A 16,106-nucleotide genomic window follows, 5' to 3' on the forward strand; every position below is an offset into this window, starting at 1 on the left:
GAACCGGTCAGAAGCCCAGCTTGCGGAGCTGGCGCGGGTCCCGCTGCCAGTCCTTGGCCACCTTCACGTGCAGGTCGAGGAAGACGGGCGTGCCCAGGAGCGCCTCGATCTGCTTGCGCGACTTGATGCCGACGTCCTTCAGCCGCTTGCCCTTGGGGCCGATGATGATGCCCTTCTGGCTCGGCCGCTCGATGTAGACGAAGGCGTGGATGTCCAGCAGCGGCTTGTCCGCGGGCCGGTCCTCGCGCGGCAGCATCTCCTCGACGACGACGGCGATGGAGTGCGGAAGCTCGTCGCGGACCCCTTCCAGAGCGGCCTCGCGGATCAACTCCGCGATCATGACCTGCTCCGGCTCGTCCGTCAGATCGCCCTCGGGGTAGAGCGCGGGTCCCTCCGGCAGCAGCGGGACGATCAGGTCCGCCAGCAGACCCACCTGCCGGTCGCCCACCGCCGACACCGGCACGATCTCCGCCCACTCGAACCCCAGCTCGCGCCCGAGCTGGTCGATCGCGATGAGCTGCTCGGCGAGCGCCTTGCCGTCCACCAGGTCGGTCTTCGTGACGATCGCGATCTTCGGCGTCTTCTTGATCGACGCCAGTTCCTTCGCGATGAAACGGTCGCCCGGGCCGAGCTTCTCGTTCGCGGGCAGGCAGAAGCCGATCACGTCGACCTCGGCCCAGGTGGTGCGGACGACGTCGTTGAGCCGCTCGCCCAGCAGCGTGCGGGGTTTGTGCAGGCCGGGGGTGTCGACGAGGATCAGTTGCGCGTCCGGCCGGTGCACGATGCCGCGCACCGTGTGCCGGGTGGTCTGCGGCTGGTTCGCGGTGATCGCGACCTTCTGGCCGACCAGAGCGTTCGTGAGGGTGGACTTGCCGGCGTTGGGGCGGCCCACGAAGCAGGCGAAGCCGGCGCGGTGCGGGCCCACTGCGCCGGGGGCGTGCGGCGCGCCCCCGTCCTCGGACGGCTCGGTTGACTGGTTGCGAACGCTCATGGCGCCCATTCTCCCTGATCGTCGGAGGCCCGCCGTACCAAAACTGTTCGAGTCGGCGCGAGCGGTCCCGCGGGCACCCGACGGGCTTTTCGCCGGGATCTTACGGAGCGGGGGCGCGAGCGCCTACGATCACCTGGGCCCCGGGCGGCGGCCCCGCGACGGGGCCCCACGGCGACGACCGGTCCGGCCGCTCGCGGTCCACCGCCCCGCCGCCTCACCCCGCCCCGCCCGCCGCGCAGAAGGTCGAACCCGGTATGAAGCTCGTCACCGCGATCGTCAAGCCCCACCGGCTCGACGAGGTCAAGACCGCACTCCGGGAGATCGGCGTGCACGGCCTGACCGTCACCGAGGCCCGCGGGTACGGACGGCAGCACGGCCACACGGAGGTGTACCGGGGCGCCGAGTACCGCGTCGACCTCGTGCCGAAGGCGCGGATCGAGGTCGTCGTCGAGGACGCGGACGCCGACGCGGTCGTCGACGCGCTGGTCGAGGCCGCGCGGACCGGCAGGATCGGGGACGGCAAGGTGTGGACCGTCCCGGTGGAGACCGTGGTGCGCGTCCGCACGGACGAGCGCGGCCCCGACGCCCTCTGACCCCCGGCCGCGGCACCCGGGTCCGGCACCCCGCCCGGCGCGTCCGGCAGCCGCCCCCGTCCGCACCCCACCCGCGGTCCGCACCACCCGCGGTCCGCACCACCCGCGGTCCGCACCACCCGCGGTCCGCACCACCCGCGCCGCCCCCGCTCCTCCGGCCGGTCACCGCCGCGACCGCGCACGGCACCCGGCAGCCGCTGGGGGTGGCACCGCCGCCGGACCCGTCCCGCGGCACCGCCGCCGGACCCGTCCCGCGCCGCGACCGCGCACGGCACCCGGCAGCCGCTGGGGGTGGCACCGCCGCCGGCCCCGCCCCGCGCCGCGACCGGGCTCGGCACCCGGCCGCCCGGCCACCCGTCGGGGACCGGCGAGGCCGGCAACGGCGCAGGCGCACCGCCCCGGCCGGCCCGCCTCCCGGGTGCAGCGAACCCGGGCCGGCCCGCCTCCCGGGTCCGGGTCCGGGGAGCCCGGGCCGGGCGCTCGCCGGACCCGCCGGTCACCCGCGCGACCGTGCCCGCAGCGCGTCCCGCAGCCAGTGGTAGGACGCCTTGGGCGTCCGCTCCAGGGTGTCGAAGTCGACGTGCACCAGACCGAAGCGGCGCGCGTAGCCCTCCGCCCACTCGAAGTTGTCCATCAGCGACCACACGAAGTAGCCGCGGACGTCGACCCCCTGCTCCCACGCCCGGTGCAGCGCCCGGACGTGACCGTCCAGGAAGGCGATCCGCTCCTGGTCGTCGATGCCGTCGTAGGAGCAGCCGTTCTCCGTGATGACCACGGGCGGCAGCCGCTCCCCGTAGCGGTCGCGGAAGCCGGTGAGCAGCTCGGTGAGGCCCTCGGGCACCACCGGCCAGCCGAAGTCCGTGACCGGATGACCCTCCAGCGGGTGCACGGTGAAGGGGAGTTCGGCGGGCAGCCGCACACCGCCGAAGTCGATCTCGGTGCCCTCGGGGGCGCCCACCCGGGTCGGCTGGTAGTAGTTGACGCCGTACCAGTCGACCGGCTCGCCGATGATCTCCAGGTCCGCCCCGACGTCGCCGGGCATCAGCGCCTCGACGCCCTCGGGGTAGCGGCCGAGCAGGACCGGATCGGCGAACAGCCGGTTGAGCAGCAGGTCGTAGAAGTCGGCCGCGGCCACGTCCTCGGCGGCGGGGGAGGCGGCCCGGGTCGGGCCGTGCGAGTTGGCGATGCCGATGTCCGCCGCGTCGGCCGCCCGCAGTGCCCGGACGGCGAGCCCGTGCGCGAGGAGTTGGTGGTGGGCGACGGGCAGCGCGTCGAAGAGCAGCCGCCGGCCGGGGGCGTGCACGCCCAGCGCATGGCCCAGCAGGGTGTGTTCGGCCGGCTCGTTGAGGGTGATCCACTTCGTGACGCGGTCCCCGAGGCGGGCCGCGACGGTCCCGGCGTAGGCGGCGAACCGCTCGGCGGTGTCCCGCTCCAGCCAGTCGAGTTCCGCCGGCAGGTCCCAGTGGAACAGGGTGGGGACCGGCCGCACGCCCGCCGCGCACAGCGCGTCGACGAGCCGGTCGTAGAAGTCGAGGCCGCCTGGGGAGGTCACCCGCGGCCAGGAGACCGAGAACCGGTACGCGTCCACGCCGAGGCCCGCGAGGAGCCGCACGTCCTCGGCGAAGCGGTGGTAGTGGTCGCAGGCCACCGCCGCCGTGGAGCCGTCCTTGACGCGGCCGGGCTCGGCGGTGAAGGCGTCCCACACGGACGGGGCGCGCTCAGCGGCGGCCCCCTCGATCTGGTGGGCCGAGGTGGACACGCCCCAGAGGAAGCCGGGCGGGAACTGCGGGAGGGGGTTCGTCGCCATGCGCGCGATCCTCCGCACCGGGGAGGGGGAAGTCAACGGTCCGTCGGACACGGGAGGTTGACGCCCGTGGGGCCGCGGTCCGCCCGCTGCGGAGCCCGCCCGCCCCGGCGCCGTGCCCTCCCGCCCGCACCCCGCCCCGCCCCGGCCGGCGCCGGGGCGGGGCCGGGGCCGCGACCGGAACGGTTCAGCGGCGCGCACCGCCCGGCCCGGCCCGGCACCGCGCCGCCGCGCCACCCGACTCCGCCCGGCACGCGGGCGACGCTCCGCCCGTGCGCCGCACCGCCCCGGACACCCCGCGCCGTCCGGCGGACCCCTCCGGTCCCGGGGCCTGTGCGACCCAGCCGGCTGTGGGGCCGGGCGAGGGCGGGCCGGAGATCGACCGCCGCCGGGCGGCCGGCGCCCCCGGCGGCGTCGCGGGACCGCCGCGGACGCCACGGAGGCCAGGCACCCTCCGCCGCGGACGCCACGGAGGCCAGGCACCCTCCGCCGCGGACGCCACGGAGGCCAGGCACCCTCCGCCGCGGACGTTATGGAGGCTAGGCACCCTCCTTGAGCACCCGGGAGATCAGCTCGCGCTGGTCCTCCGTGAGGTGCGGGTCGGCCGCGTGGACGGTCGTGCCGTCCACCGTGAGCCGGTAGCTGAAGCCGTCCGGGACACCGGCCGGCGGCGCGCCCCGGCCCGCGGCGAGCGCCCGCCCGGCCAGCGCCTGCCACTCGGCCGCGTCCGGCCGCCCCGCGGTGTCCACCTCCGCCCGCCGCTCGATGCCCGCGAACCCGCCCGTGCGCCACACCTGAATACGCATGGGTCCTGTCTAGCCCAGTCGGCCGCCCGCGGCCACGGGCCCGGCGCCGAGCGGCGCCCCCGGCCGAGATCCCGCCGGCCGGGGCCCGTCCGTCCGGCCACAGGGGCCCGGTCCGGGCCGACCTAGACGGCCGGGACCCCGACCTGCTCCCACGCCTTGGCCACCGAGCGGAGTTCCTCGGCCTCGCCGTACCGGGCGCGCGCGGCGGCCAGCGTGAGCCGCGCGAAGTCCGTGAACAGCGCCTGCTGCGGCAGTTCCCCGCCGGTGAGGACGTCGTACCAGATCTGCCCGGCCCGCTCCCAGGCGTGCCCGCCGAGCGCCTCGGCGACGAGGTAGAACGCGTGGTTGGGGATGCCGGAGTTGATGTGGACGCCACCGTTGTCGCGACCGGTGCGCACGTAGCCGTCCATCGTGCCGGGCTGCGGGTCCTTGCCGAGGACGTCGTCGTCGTACGCGCTGCCCGGCTCCTTCATGGACCGCAGCGCCGAGCCGGTGACCCGCGGGGCGAGCAGCCCCGCGCCGATCAGCCAGTCCGCCTCCGCGGCGCTCTGGCCGAGCGTGTACTGCTTGATCAGCGAGCCGAAGACGTCCGACATGGACTCGTTCAGCGCGCCCGGCTGACCGAAGTAGGTGAGATTCGCCGTGTACTGCGTGACACCGTGCGTCAGCTCGTGGCCGATGACGTCGACCGGGAGGGTGAAGTCGAGGAAGATCTCCCCGTCCCCGTCGCCGAACACCATCCGCTCGCCGTTCCAGAAGGCGTTGTTGTAGTCCCTGCCGAAGTGGACGGTGGCGTCGAGCGGCAGCCCCTCGCCGTTGATGGAGGAGCGCCCGAACGCGCTCAGGTACAGCTCGAACGTGGCGCCGAGACCCGTGTACGCGCGGTTGACGGTGGCGTCCGCGCCCGGCTCCTCGCCCTCGCCGCGGACCCGGCTGCCCGGCAGGTCCTGGCGGTGGCCGGCGTCGTGGATCGTGCGGTGCGGCCGCCCCTCGGCGGTTCCCGGCGGCGCGGCCACCGAGGGCGCGCCGACGACGGTGGTCAGCCGCCGGTGGGTGCGCTCGTAGGCGTCGCGCTGGAGGGTCGCGCGTGCCGGCCCGGCGAGCGCGGGGTCCTCGCTGCCGGCGAGCCGGTCGAGGACGTGGGGCGGGACGATGGTGCAGAAGACGGGCTCGAAGCCCCCGTTGGTCGTCATGCCCGGCACCTTTGCACCGAGTGACGGGACTGTCACTACCTGCAACCATGATCGGTGAAATGCGGGGAAAAGAAGCCGGATCATCCGTGAAGAAGTGGTATGCCGCACTTTTTGTCCTCTTCGCCACCCGGTCCCGCATACTGATACGGCCACCCGAGGCGAGCGCGACTCGGCTAGGCTGCGCAGCATCATGCGTTTCGGGCTGCTCCTCCTTAGCTGCCGCGGCGAGGGCCTGTAGTCGAGGCCGACCCCCTCCCCGCGGAGTCTGGCGTTGCGCCGTCGGCCGTCCTTTCGGACACCCTGAGGAGCCCACGCATCATGGCGAACAGCCACCGCAGCGAGCAGACCCGCGCCAACCGCCAGCGTCCCACCGCGATGCCCGTCCACAAGTACGGCCGCTACGACCAGGTCGACATCCCCGACCGCACCTGGCCGGACAACCGGATCACCGTCGCCCCCCGCTGGCTCTCCACCGACCTGCGCGACGGCAACCAGGCCCTGATCGACCCCATGTCGCCCGCCCGCAAGCGCGAGATGTTCGACCTGCTGGTGAAGATGGGCTACAAGGAGATCGAGGTCGGCTTCCCGGCGTCGGGCCAGACGGACTTCGACTTCGTCCGCTCGATCGTCGAGGACGAGACCGCGATCCCCGACGACGTCACCATCTCCGTACTGACCCAGGCCCGCGAGGACCTCATCGAGCGGACCGTGGAGTCGCTGAAGGGCGCCCGCCGCGCCAACGTGCACCTGTACAACGCCACCGCCCCCGTCTTCCGCCGGGTCGTCTTCCGCGGCTCCAAGGACGACATCAAGCAGATCGCCGTGGACGGCACCCGCCTGGTCGTCGAGTACGCGGAGAAACTGCTGGGCCCCGAGACCGAGTTCGGCTACCAGTACAGCCCCGAGATCTTCACCGACACCGAACTCGACTTCGCCCTGGAGGTCTGCGAGGCGGTCATGGACGTCTGGCAGCCCGGCCCGGGCCGCGAGATCATCCTCAACCTGCCCGCCACCGTGGAGCGCTCCACACCCTCCACGCACGCCGACCGCTTCGAGTGGATGGGCCGCAACCTGTCCCGCCGCGAGCACGTCTGCCTGTCGATCCACCCCCACAACGACCGCGGCACCGCCGTCGCCGCCGCCGAACTGGCCCTGATGGCCGGCGCCGACCGCGTCGAGGGCTGCCTGTTCGGCCAGGGCGAGCGCACCGGCAACGTCGACCTGGTCACCCTGGGCATGAACCTGTTCTCCCAGGGCGTCGACCCGCAGATCGACTTCTCCGACATCGACGAGATCCGCCGCACCTGGGAATACTGCAACCAGATGGAGGTCCACGCCCGCCACCCCTACGTCGGCGACCTCGTCTACACCTCCTTCTCCGGCTCCCACCAGGACGCCATCAAGAAGGGCTTCGACGCCATGGAGGCGGAGGCCGCGGCCAAGGGCGTCACCGTCGACGACATCGAGTGGGCCGTCCCCTACCTGCCCATCGACCCCAAGGACGTCGGCCGCTCCTACGAGGCCGTCATCCGCGTCAACTCGCAGTCCGGCAAGGGCGGCATCGCCTACGTCCTGAAGAACGACCACAAGCTGGACCTGCCGCGCCGGATGCAGATCGAGTTCTCCAGGCTCATCCAGCACAAGACGGACGCCGAGGGCGGCGAGGTCACCCCGAAGGACATCTGGGCGACCTTCCAGGACGAGTACCTGCCCAACCCCGCCAACCCCTGGGGCCGCATCCAGGTCAGGAACGGCCAGTCCACCACCGACAAGGACGGCGTCGACACCCTCACCGTCGAAGCCACCGTCGACGGCACCGACACCGTCCTGAGCGGCACCGGCAACGGCCCCATCTCCGCCTTCTTCGACGCCCTGCAGTCCATCGGCATCGACGTGCGACTGCTCGACTACCAGGAGCACACCATGAGCGAGGGCGCCTCCGCGCAGGCCGCCTCGTACATCGAGTGCGCCATCGGCGACAAGGTCCTGTGGGGAATCGGCATCGACGCGAACACGACACGCGCCTCGCTGAAGGCCGTCGTCTCCGCCGTCAACCGAGCGGCCCGCTGACCCCCGCCACCTGCTCCTCTCCGGCCCCGTCCGCCCTCCGAGGCGGACGGGGCCGCAGTCGTGTACCGGCCAAACCGTGTGCAGGTCACAAGGAGGACTCGTCCGGGGTACTGACGCCGCCTCCGCGATGTGGCTAACATCACGCCAGCGCGGCGACGTTGCCGCGCTGGTGCCTCCCGCGCCGTCACGGCCGCGGGGGAGTGACGGAGGTGTGCGACGTGCTGCCAGGACGGGCACGAAACGGCCGCTCGGTTCAGGTTCCCCGCATCCTGGGCATCCGCACGGCATGGAACACCGTCGGTGACGGCGAGTTCTTCTGCCCCGGCTGCGGAGGCGACCGCAACTACCAGCGGCTCACCGGACGCCGCCGCTTCACCGTCGTCGGCGTCCCCGTACTGCCGCGCGGCGCGACCGGGCCCGTCGTCGAGTGCTCCGGCTGCCGGCGCCACTACGGCGCCGACGTCCTCGACCACCCCACCACCACCCGCTTCTCCGCGATGCTCCGCGACGCCGTCCACACCGTCGCCCTCGCCGTCCTCGCCGCCGGCGGCTGCGCCCGCCCCTCCCTGGAGACCGCGGCGTGCGCCGTCCGCTCGGCCGGCTTCGACGACTGCACCGAGGACCAGCTCCACGCCCTCGTCGAGGCCCTCGCCGCCGACACCGGCCGCGTCGCCGGCGAACCCTGCGGGGCGAGCCTGGCCATAGAGCTCCACGAGGCCCTGGACCCGCTGGCCCCCCACCTGGCCCCCACCGGCCGCGAGGCGATCCTCCTCCAGGGCGCCCGCACCGCCCTCGCCGACGGCCCGTACACCGCCGCCGAGCGGGACGTCCTCGCCACCGTCGGCGCGGCGCTCACCATCTGCTCGGACGACGTCACCCGCCTTCTGGCCGCGGCCCGCACCCCCTCCTGACCTCTCCCCGGCCCCCTCCCGGGCCACCGCCGCGAACCGTCTCCGCCCGCCGGACCTCCGCACGCCGCGTCCGCCCGCGACTCCCGCGCGCTCGGGCCAATTTCCCCCCTGCCCTCCGCCGGGGCCGCCTCCCTGGTCCGGGCCCCTGCGGCCCGATCGCCGCGCGCGCAGCGACCGCCCGCCGGATCGCCGCGCGCCGGGTCCGCCCGCCGGATCGCCGCGCGCCGGGTCCGCCCGCCCGCGACTCCAGCGCGCTCCGGGCCGGGGGCCGCCGCTTCCGTCCGTGCCGCACCGGGGGCCGTGGTGGGGCCGGTGCACCCGCACACCCTCCGACGCTCCGTCAGAGCGGCCTGCCCGCGCTCCGGTTGCCGCGCCGGACCGGCCCGCCTAGCTTTCTGCCAGAGGTCCCACGTCCGGTCCGACAGCGCCGTCCAGGGAGTGCCATGCCCCCCACGCCCCGCGCGGCGAGGTCCGCCGCGACCGCCGGCCTCCTCACCGCCCTCGGCATCCTCGCCGCAACCGCCGGCCCCGCCGCCGCCGCACCGCCGCGGCACCGCGACTGCACCGCCTCCGTCCCCTACACCGCCGGCCGCACCGGCTACGCCGCCTACCGCATCCCCGCACTGGTCACGACCCGCGCCGGCACCCTGCTGGCCTTCGCCGAGGGCCGACGCCGCGACGCGGGCGACACCGGCGCCATCGACGTCGTCCTGCGGCGCTCCACCGACGGGGGCTGCACCTGGGGCCCGCTGCTGGTCGTCACCCCCGGAGACGGCGACACCCGCGGCAACCCCACCCCCGTCGTCGACCCCGCCACCGGCGACATCGTCCTGCTCACCTGCGCCAACAGCGGCGCCGTGAGCGAGGCGCAGATCATGCGCGGCGAGACGACTGCCGCCCAGGGCCGCCGCGTCCTCGTCCAGACCAGCCACGACGACGGCCGCACCTTCACCGCGCCCCACGACATCACCGCCGACACCAAGGCCCCCGGCTGGCGCTGGTACGCCACCGGACCCGGCCACGCCGTCGCCCTGCGCCACGGCCCCCACGCCGGCCGCCTCGTCGTGCCCGCCAACCACTCCACCGCCCCGCCCGCCGGCTCCACCGACACCGGCCAGGAGCCCCGCCACCACGGAGCCCACGCCCTCCTCAGCGACGACGGCGGACGCACCTGGCGCCTCGGCTTCGTCGACGACTCCCACGACGGGACCGAGAACGCCAACGAGAGCTCCGTCGCCGAACTCCCCGACGGCCGCCTCTACTTCAACGCCCGCGACCAGAACGGCAGCAGCCCCGGCAACCGGCTCGACACCTACTCGGACGACGGCGGCGAGACGCTGCGACGCCCCTACGCCGTCCAGCACACCCTGGACGACGTGCCCGTCGTCCAGGGCAGCCTCCTCCAGCTCTCCGGCGGCCCCGCGGCGCCCCTGCTCTTCGCCGCTCCCTCCGTCCCCACCGCCCGCCGCTCCATGGCCCTGTGGCGCAGCGCCACCGGGGGTGCCGCCTTCACCCGAGCGCTCACTCTGTCCACGGACCCGGCCGCCTACTGCGACCTCGTCCAACTCGGCCCGTCCCACGTCGGCATCCTCTACGAGACCGGTGCCGCCGGCCCGTACGAGACCATCGCCTTCCGGCGCCTGCCCGTCCCCGGCCCGCCCCGCTGACCGCCCTCGGGGCGACGCCGAGGGTGCCCGCCGTGCGATGCCCGACCCCGTCCGCAGCAGTGACACACGAGCGCCCCAGGGCGCAGGAGGAGTGAGCCGACCCCATGGACTGCACCGGCCCCCCCGTCAGCACCCGAACCCCGTGACGAGGCGCGCCCCAGGCCGGAGGCCGGGAGCGCCACCTGGGAACCCGGCGCCCCGGGCGTCCTGCGGCTGCCCTCCGGACGGCTGGTCCGCGGCCGGGCCCTGCGCCGCCCGCTCCCGGACGCCGCCGGACCCCTGCCCGCCTTCGCCGTCCACCTGCTCGGCCGGCAGCCGCCGCCGGTGCCCTGGGAGGCCCGCTGGCTGCGCTGGCCCGACTTCCGGCTCCCCGCCGACCGCGCCGAGGCCCGTACGGTCCTGACCGAGGCGTGGCGGCGGGCCACCCGCGAGCGCGTCGAGGTCGCCTGCGCGGGCGGCCGGGGCCGCACCGGCACCGCCCTCGCCTGCATCGCCGTCCTCGACGGGGTGCCGCCCGCCGAGGCGGTCGCGTACGTCCGCCGCCACTACGACCGCCGTGCCGTGGAGACGCCCTGGCAGGTGGCCTATGTGCGCCGCTTCGCACCGCACTCCCGCAGCGGCGGGCGCTGACCTCGCCCCGCGCGGCACCGGCGCGGCCCGCCGCTGAGGCCGCCGCCCGTACATCCCCGGGCGGGCCGGGGACGCGCGGGGTGGCCCCGACGAGCCCGCCCTCCCTTCGGCCCCGCTCGCAAGGGACCCGCGGGGGAGCCGCGGGGGAGCCGGTGGCGGGGGCGAGGGGGCCGGGGCTTCGAGCGCAGCCCCGGCCCCCTCCCGCCCGTCCGGGCGGGCAGGCGGGCAGGCGGCCACGCGGGCCGGCGAAAGCGCGGCCCCCGGGGCCCTCGGATGCCCAGGCGGGGCCCGGCGACCGGAAAGCCGCCCGGGAACCCGTCACCCCGGCGCCCGCCGGGGTGACGGCCCGCGGCCCCGGGATCGCGACCGCTGAGGCGCCGGGCAGACGCCCCGTCACCCGTCCGCCGGTACTCCCGCCCACCGGACGCCGCCGCCCCCGTCGCCCCCACCCACCGCCAACACCCCGACGCCGCACGCCACTTGAGGCGGGCGACCGGAGCGGAGTGTAGACGCGCAGCGTCACCGGCGATGTGCGAAGCGTGAAACCGGGCGGCACAGGGGAGCAGGGTGGAAGGAGACACGGCCCCGCGCACCCGCGCGCCCCCACCCACGGCGGGCGCCGCCCGGGACCACGACGGGGCCCGGAACGAGACGGCGGGACGGAGGGACGGGCAGGGACGTGCAGGGCCGGGGAGGGCGCGACACCGGCACCCACACCACACGGGGGGAACGACACTCGGCGCACCGCGCCGAAGAGGCGGAGGAAACCGTGCAGCGACCACGGACGGCACCCACCCGCACCGGCCCCGCGGCACCCACCCGCACCGGAGCCGCCCGCACCACGCCCGACGCCCTCCCGCCGGCCCCGGCACCCCGCCCCGTACTCGTCCGCGGCGGGCGCCCCGCCGCACCCTCCCCCCACCGGCGGCCGGCGGTACGCCGATGAGCCCCGCCACCCCGCTGCCGACCGGCTCCTACGCCGTCGACACCCGCACCGGAAGAGTCGGCCTGGTCGCCGGCGGCGACGGACCGGCCGTCCGGCTGAAGCCCCTGGGCGGCGGCCGCGCATGGCAGTGCCCGCCCGAAGCCGTCCGCCGCGCCACCGCCGCCGAACGCATCAGTGCCGCCACCGCCTACGCCAACGCCCGCAGCCGCGGCGAGGTGCCCTGACCCGGCCCCGCGCGTCACCGGGATGCCCGCAATGACGCACCCCACCCCGGGCCCACCCCGGCTCCCGGCCTGCGGCACCCGGTCCGGCCCTCGCGCCCACCCGGCCACGGCGATCCCGTCCTGCTTCCGGCCGCGGCGCCCCGTCCGGTCCCCGTGCCCCGGCGCCCGGCCTGCGGACCCCGTCCGGTCCCCGCGCTCCCGGCCCCGTCCGGCCTCCGCGCTCCGGAACCCCCGGTCCGGCGCCTCCGGCAGTCGCACACCCCCGCCGGGTCCACCCCGCGGGCGCCGTAGGCGAGAATGGGCGCATGAGTCTGTTCCGCGACGACGGCATCGTGCTGCGCACCCAGAAGCTGGGCGAGGCGGACCGGATCATCACCCTGCTCACCCGCGGTCACGGCCGCGTACGCGCCGTCGCCCGCGGCGTCCGGCGCACCAAATCCAAATTCGGCGCCCGCCTCGAACCCTTCTCCCACGTCGACGTCCAGTTCTTCGCCCGCGGCAGCGAACTCATCGGACGCGGCCTGCCGCTGTGCACCCAGAGCGAGACCATCGCCCCCTACGGCGGCGGCATCGTCACCGACTACGCCCGCTACACCGCCGGCACCGCCATGCTGGAGACCGCCGAACGCTTCACCGACCACGAGGGGGAACCCGCCGTCCAGCAGTACCTCCTGCTCGTCGGCGGCCTGCGCACCCTCGCCCGCGGAGAACACGAACCCCACCTCGTCCTCGACGCCTTCCTGCTGCGCTCCCTCGCCGTCAACGGCTACGCCCCCAGCTTCGGCAACTGCGCCAAATGCGGCATGCCCGGGCCGAACCGGTTCTTCTCGGTCGCCGCCGGAGGTTCCGTCTGCGCCGACTGCCGCGTCCCCGGCAGCGTCGTACCCTCGCCCCAGGCCCTCGCCCTCCTCGGCGCCCTCCTCACCGGAGACTGGGAGACCGCCGACGCGGCCGAACCCCGCCACGTCCGGGAAGGCAGCGGACTGGTCTCCGCCTACCTGCACTGGCACCTGGAACGCGGACTGCGCTCCCTGCGCTACGTGGAGAAATGACCGGCCCACCCCACCGGCACCACAGCACCGAACACCCGCAGCACCCCAGAGCACGAGCACGAGGGAGACGAGAAAGACATGGTCGTACGCGGAATCCTGGGACGCCAGCGCCGCGAGTACAAGACGCCGGACCCGCACCCCTCCGGTGCCCGCGCGCCCAAACTCCCCGGCGAACTCATCCCCGGCCACGTCGCCGTCGTCATGGACGGCAACGGCCGCTGGGCCAAGGAACGCGGACTGCCCCGCACCGAGGGCCACCGCGTCGGCGAAGGCGTCGTCATGGACGTCCTCAAGGGCTGCATCGACCTCGGCGTGAAGAACCTCTCCCTCTACGCCTTCTCCACCGAGAACTGGAAGCGCTCCCCCGACGAGGTCCGCTTCCTCATGAACTTCAACCGCGACGTCATCCGCCGCCGCCGCGACGAGATGGACGAACTCGGCATCCGCATCCGCTGGGTCGGACGCATGCCCAAACTGTGGAAGTCCGTCGTCCAGGAACTCCAGGTCGCCCAGGAGCAGACCAAGGACAACGACGCCATGACCCTCTACTTCTGCGTCAACTACGGAGGCCGCGCCGAACTCGCCGACGCCGCCAAGGCGATGGCCGCCGACGTCGCCGCCGGCCGCCTCGACCCCGACAAGGTCACCGAGAAGACCATTCAGAAATACCTGTACTACCCCGACATGCCGGACGTCGACCTGTTCCTGCGGCCCAGCGGCGAACAGCGCACCTCCAACTACCTGATCTGGCAGTCCAGCTACGCCGAGATGGTCTTCCAGGACGTTCTGTGGCCCGACTTCGACCGCCGCGACCTGTGGCGCGCCTGCGTCGAATACGCCCAGCGCGACCGCCGCTTCGGCGGCGCCGTCCCCAACGAGGACCTCCTCGCCATGGAACAGGGCATGAGGGGCGACGACTCCTAGCCCCCGCCGGCGCCCCACCACCACGCTCCACGACCACGGCCCCTCACCCCGGAAGAACCGGGGGAGGGGCCGTGACCGGCGACCGAAACCCAAGGGGCGGGCGCGTCAGCCCTTCGCCGCCGCACACTCCGCACACGTACCGAAGATCTCCACCGTGTGCGCCACGTTCACATACCCGTGCTCCGCGGCGACGGCCTCCGCCCACCGCTCCACGGCAGGGCCCTCCACCTCCACCGCCTTGCCGCACACCCGGCACACCAGATGGTGGTGATGCTCCCCGGAGGAACACCGCCGGTACACCGACTCGCCCTCCGACGTCCGCAGCACGTCCACCTCACCGGCGTCCGCCAGCGACTGCAACGTCCGGTACACGGTCGTGAGCCCCACCGAGTCGCCCTTGTGCTTGAGCATGTCGTGAAGGTCCTGCGCGCTGCGGAACTCGTCCACCTCGTCCAGCGCGGCCGCCACGGCGGCCCGCTGCCGGGTGGAGCGGCCCCGAACGGGCGATCCAGCGGTTGTCACCGTTGCCTCCTCACGTCTGCCCCTGCCCGGCCATTGTGCCAGCCCCGACGGCACCCGGCCGGACGCCGTCCGCACCCCGCACCCCGCGGATCACACCGCGTTCGAAACCGCGCACTCCACCGCGTCCCCCGGCACCCCCGACGCCGCCGCCCGGGCCCGCCGCCGCGCCACCGGCGCCGCCAGCGCCGTCAGCACCACGAACGCCCCGATCGTCAGCAGCACGATCGTCGCTCCCGGCGGAACATCCTGGTAGTACGACGTCACCGTCCCCCCGATCGTCACCGACACCCCGATCGCCACCGCGATCGCGAACGTCGCCGCGAAACTCCGGCTCAACTGCTGCGCCGCCGCCACCGGCACCACCATCAGCGCACTCACCAGCAGCAGCCCCACCACCCGCATCGCGACCGTCACCGTCACCGCCGCCGTCACCGCCGTCAGCAGATTCAGCGCCCGCACCGGCAACCCCGTCACCCGCGCGAACTCCTCGTCCTGACTCACCGCGAACAACTGCCGCCGCAACCCCAGCGTCACCAGCACCACGAACCCCGCCAGCACACAGATCGCCGTCACATCCGAGGCACTCACCGTCGACAGCGAACCGAACAGGTACGACGTCAGGTTCGCGTTCGAACCACCCGGCGCGAGATTGATGAACATCACGCCACCCGCCATACCCCCGTAGAACAGCATCGCCAGCGCGATGTCCCCCCGCGTCCTGCCGAACCAGCGGATCAACTCCATCAGCACCGCGCCCAGCACCGACACCGCCGTCGCCATCCACACCGGCGACCACGACAGCAGAAAACCCAGACCCACACCCGTCATCGCCACATGACCGATGCCGTCCCCCATCAACGCCTGACGCCGCTGCACCAGATACACACCGACCGCGGGCGCCGTGATCCCCACCAGCACCGCCGCCAGCAGCGCCCGCTGCATGAACGCGTAATCCAGGAACTCCATCAGCTCAGCAACCCCGTCCGGACCGGCCCGGCGCCGTGCGCCGCATGCGGATGTACATGATCATGACCAGGCAACGCGTGCTGCCCCACCGCCCGCGGCGGCGGACCGTCGTGCAGCACACACCCGTCCCGCAGCACCACCGCACGGTCGATCAACGGCTCCAGCGGCCCCAGCTCGTGCAGCACCAGCAGCACCGACGCACCCTGTGCCACCTGACCGCGCAACGTCGCCGCCAGCACCTCCTGACTCGCAAGATCCACCCCGGCCATCGGCTCGTCCATGATCAGCAACTCCGGCTCGCACGCCAGCGCCCGCGCGATCAGAACCCGCTGATGCTGACCACCCGACAGCGCGTCCACCGAGTCCTTCGCCCGGTCCGCCATCCCCACCAACTCCAGCGCCCGCCGCACCGCCGCATGATCGGCCCGCCGCAGCACCCCGAACCGCGCCCGCGACAACCGGCCCGACGCCACGATCTCCGTCACCGTCGCCGGAACCCCGCCCGCCGCCGTCGTCCGCTGCGGCACATACCCCACCCGCCGCCAGTCCCGGAACCGCCGCCGCGCCACACCGAACAGCTCGATCTCCCCGGCACTCACCGGAACCTGCCCGATCACACTGCGCACCGCCGTCGACTTCCCCGACCCGTTCGCCCCCAGCAGCGCCACCACCTCACCGCGGCGCACCACCAGATCCACCCCGCGCAGCACCGGCCGCGAACCCAGCTCCGCCCGCACCCCGCGCAGCGACACCACGGCCTCACCCGCGCCGCCCTCGGCCCGCCCCGCGGACCCCACGCCCTCCATC

The 16,106-nt window shown here is 74.4% G+C and carries 15 protein-coding genes; 8 read left to right on the forward strand and 7 right to left on the reverse strand.

Going from position 1 to position 16,106, the window contains the following annotated elements:
- Positions 1-7: 7 nt before the first annotated feature.
- Positions 8-1,000 carry a GTPase Era gene (gene era / locus ACGFS9_RS21450; RefSeq protein WP_393255249.1) on the reverse strand — a complete coding sequence of 331 codons (993 nt, stop codon included), beginning with the start codon at positions 998-1,000 and terminating at the stop codon, positions 8-10.
- A 245-nt stretch (positions 1,001-1,245) separates the two neighbouring features.
- Between era and ACGFS9_RS21455 the strand changes: the two genes are divergently transcribed.
- Positions 1,246-1,584 carry a P-II family nitrogen regulator gene (locus ACGFS9_RS21455; protein WP_393255252.1) on the forward strand — a complete coding sequence of 113 codons (339 nt, stop codon included), beginning with the start codon at positions 1,246-1,248 and terminating at the stop codon, positions 1,582-1,584.
- Between the two features lie 496 nt (positions 1,585-2,080).
- Here ACGFS9_RS21455 and ACGFS9_RS21460 read toward each other — a convergent pair whose 3' ends face one another.
- The 3 genes from ACGFS9_RS21460 to ACGFS9_RS21470 form a co-directional block, all read right to left on the reverse strand.
- On the reverse strand, positions 2,081-3,391 hold the full coding sequence (locus ACGFS9_RS21460) for a GH1 family beta-glucosidase (RefSeq protein ID WP_393255253.1): 1,311 nt from the start codon (positions 3,389-3,391) through the stop codon (positions 2,081-2,083).
- Positions 3,392-3,927: 536 nt separating this feature from the next.
- On the reverse strand, positions 3,928-4,194 hold the full coding sequence (locus ACGFS9_RS21465; protein ID WP_393255255.1) for a protealysin inhibitor emfourin: 267 nt from the start codon (positions 4,192-4,194) through the stop codon (positions 3,928-3,930).
- A gap of 122 nt (positions 4,195-4,316) precedes the next feature.
- Entirely contained in the window at positions 4,317-5,387 is a 1,071-nt protein-coding gene (locus ACGFS9_RS21470) for a M4 family metallopeptidase (protein WP_393255256.1), read from the reverse strand.
- Between the two features lie 318 nt (positions 5,388-5,705).
- Between ACGFS9_RS21470 and leuA the strand changes: the two genes are divergently transcribed.
- The 7 genes from leuA (at position 5,706) to ACGFS9_RS21505 (ending at position 13,811) form a co-directional block, all read left to right on the forward strand.
- Positions 5,706-7,457 (forward strand): 2-isopropylmalate synthase, encoded by a 1,752-nt coding sequence (leuA, locus tag ACGFS9_RS21475; RefSeq protein WP_393255258.1) that lies wholly within the window; start codon positions 5,706-5,708, stop codon positions 7,455-7,457.
- 218 nt (positions 7,458-7,675) lie between these two features.
- A complete protein-coding gene (locus tag ACGFS9_RS21480; RefSeq protein ID WP_393255259.1) occupies positions 7,676-8,368 on the forward strand; it encodes a TerB family tellurite resistance protein in 693 nt (230 codons plus the stop codon).
- Between the two features lie 443 nt (positions 8,369-8,811).
- Positions 8,812-10,035, forward strand: a complete 1,224-nt coding sequence (locus tag ACGFS9_RS21485; protein ID WP_393255261.1) for an exo-alpha-sialidase — start codon at positions 8,812-8,814, stop codon at positions 10,033-10,035.
- Between the two features lie 207 nt (positions 10,036-10,242).
- Positions 10,243-10,665, forward strand: coding sequence for a protein phosphatase (locus ACGFS9_RS21490; protein WP_393255372.1), 423 nt, complete (start codon positions 10,243-10,245; stop codon positions 10,663-10,665).
- 942 nt (positions 10,666-11,607) lie between these two features.
- Positions 11,608-11,835, forward strand: a complete 228-nt coding sequence (locus ACGFS9_RS21495) for a hypothetical protein (RefSeq protein ID WP_393255263.1) — start codon at positions 11,608-11,610, stop codon at positions 11,833-11,835.
- Positions 11,836-12,140: 305 nt separating this feature from the next.
- Complete coding sequence (gene recO / locus ACGFS9_RS21500) at positions 12,141-12,887, forward strand: DNA repair protein RecO (protein WP_393255264.1); 747 nt, start codon at positions 12,141-12,143, stop codon at positions 12,885-12,887.
- A gap of 78 nt (positions 12,888-12,965) precedes the next feature.
- Positions 12,966-13,811: an isoprenyl transferase gene (locus ACGFS9_RS21505; RefSeq protein ID WP_393255265.1), complete on the forward strand. Its 846-nt coding sequence runs from the start codon at positions 12,966-12,968 to the stop codon at positions 13,809-13,811.
- A gap of 105 nt (positions 13,812-13,916) precedes the next feature.
- Here ACGFS9_RS21505 and ACGFS9_RS21510 read toward each other — a convergent pair whose 3' ends face one another.
- From ACGFS9_RS21510 to ACGFS9_RS21520, 3 genes are all read right to left on the reverse strand, one after another.
- Positions 13,917-14,333, reverse strand: coding sequence for a Fur family transcriptional regulator (locus ACGFS9_RS21510; RefSeq protein WP_393255267.1), 417 nt, complete (start codon positions 14,331-14,333; stop codon positions 13,917-13,919).
- A 90-nt stretch (positions 14,334-14,423) separates the two neighbouring features.
- The gene (locus tag ACGFS9_RS21515) at positions 14,424-15,299 is read right to left on the reverse strand and encodes a metal ABC transporter permease (RefSeq protein WP_393255269.1); all 876 of its coding nucleotides are present in this window, start codon (positions 15,297-15,299) and stop codon (positions 14,424-14,426) included.
- Entirely contained in the window at positions 15,299-16,105 is an 807-nt protein-coding gene (locus tag ACGFS9_RS21520; protein WP_393255271.1) for a metal ABC transporter ATP-binding protein, read from the reverse strand. The genes ACGFS9_RS21515 and ACGFS9_RS21520 overlap by 1 nt, the downstream gene beginning before the upstream one ends.
- Between the last annotated feature and the right edge of the window lies 1 nt (position 16,106).

This window comes from Streptomyces sp. NPDC048566 (assembly GCF_043199735.1).
Taxonomy (GTDB): Bacteria; Actinomycetota; Actinomycetes; order Streptomycetales; family Streptomycetaceae; genus Streptomyces.

Coding starts and splice junctions, on each gene's coding strand:
- era (WP_393255249.1), bottom strand. CDS start 1,000: ATGGGCGCCATGAGCGTTCGCAACCAGTCAACCGAGCCGTCCGAGGAC.
- ACGFS9_RS21505 (WP_393255265.1), top strand. CDS start 12,966: ATGGTCGTACGCGGAATCCTGGGACGCCAGCGCCGCGAGTACAAGACG.
- ACGFS9_RS21520 (WP_393255271.1), bottom strand. CDS start 16,105: ATGGAGGGCGTGGGGTCCGCGGGGCGGGCCGAGGGCGGCGCGGGTGAG.
- ACGFS9_RS21465 (WP_393255255.1), bottom strand. CDS start 4,194: ATGCGTATTCAGGTGTGGCGCACGGGCGGGTTCGCGGGCATCGAGCGG.
- ACGFS9_RS21485 (WP_393255261.1), top strand. CDS start 8,812: ATGCCCCCCACGCCCCGCGCGGCGAGGTCCGCCGCGACCGCCGGCCTC.
- ACGFS9_RS21455 (WP_393255252.1), top strand. CDS start 1,246: ATGAAGCTCGTCACCGCGATCGTCAAGCCCCACCGGCTCGACGAGGTC.
- ACGFS9_RS21460 (WP_393255253.1), bottom strand. CDS start 3,391: ATGGCGACGAACCCCCTCCCGCAGTTCCCGCCCGGCTTCCTCTGGGGC.
- ACGFS9_RS21470 (WP_393255256.1), bottom strand. CDS start 5,387: ATGACGACCAACGGGGGCTTCGAGCCCGTCTTCTGCACCATCGTCCCG.
- recO (WP_393255264.1), top strand. CDS start 12,141: ATGAGTCTGTTCCGCGACGACGGCATCGTGCTGCGCACCCAGAAGCTG.
- ACGFS9_RS21495 (WP_393255263.1), top strand. CDS start 11,608: ATGAGCCCCGCCACCCCGCTGCCGACCGGCTCCTACGCCGTCGACACC.
- ACGFS9_RS21515 (WP_393255269.1), bottom strand. CDS start 15,299: ATGGAGTTCCTGGATTACGCGTTCATGCAGCGGGCGCTGCTGGCGGCG.
- leuA (WP_393255258.1), top strand. CDS start 5,706: ATGGCGAACAGCCACCGCAGCGAGCAGACCCGCGCCAACCGCCAGCGT.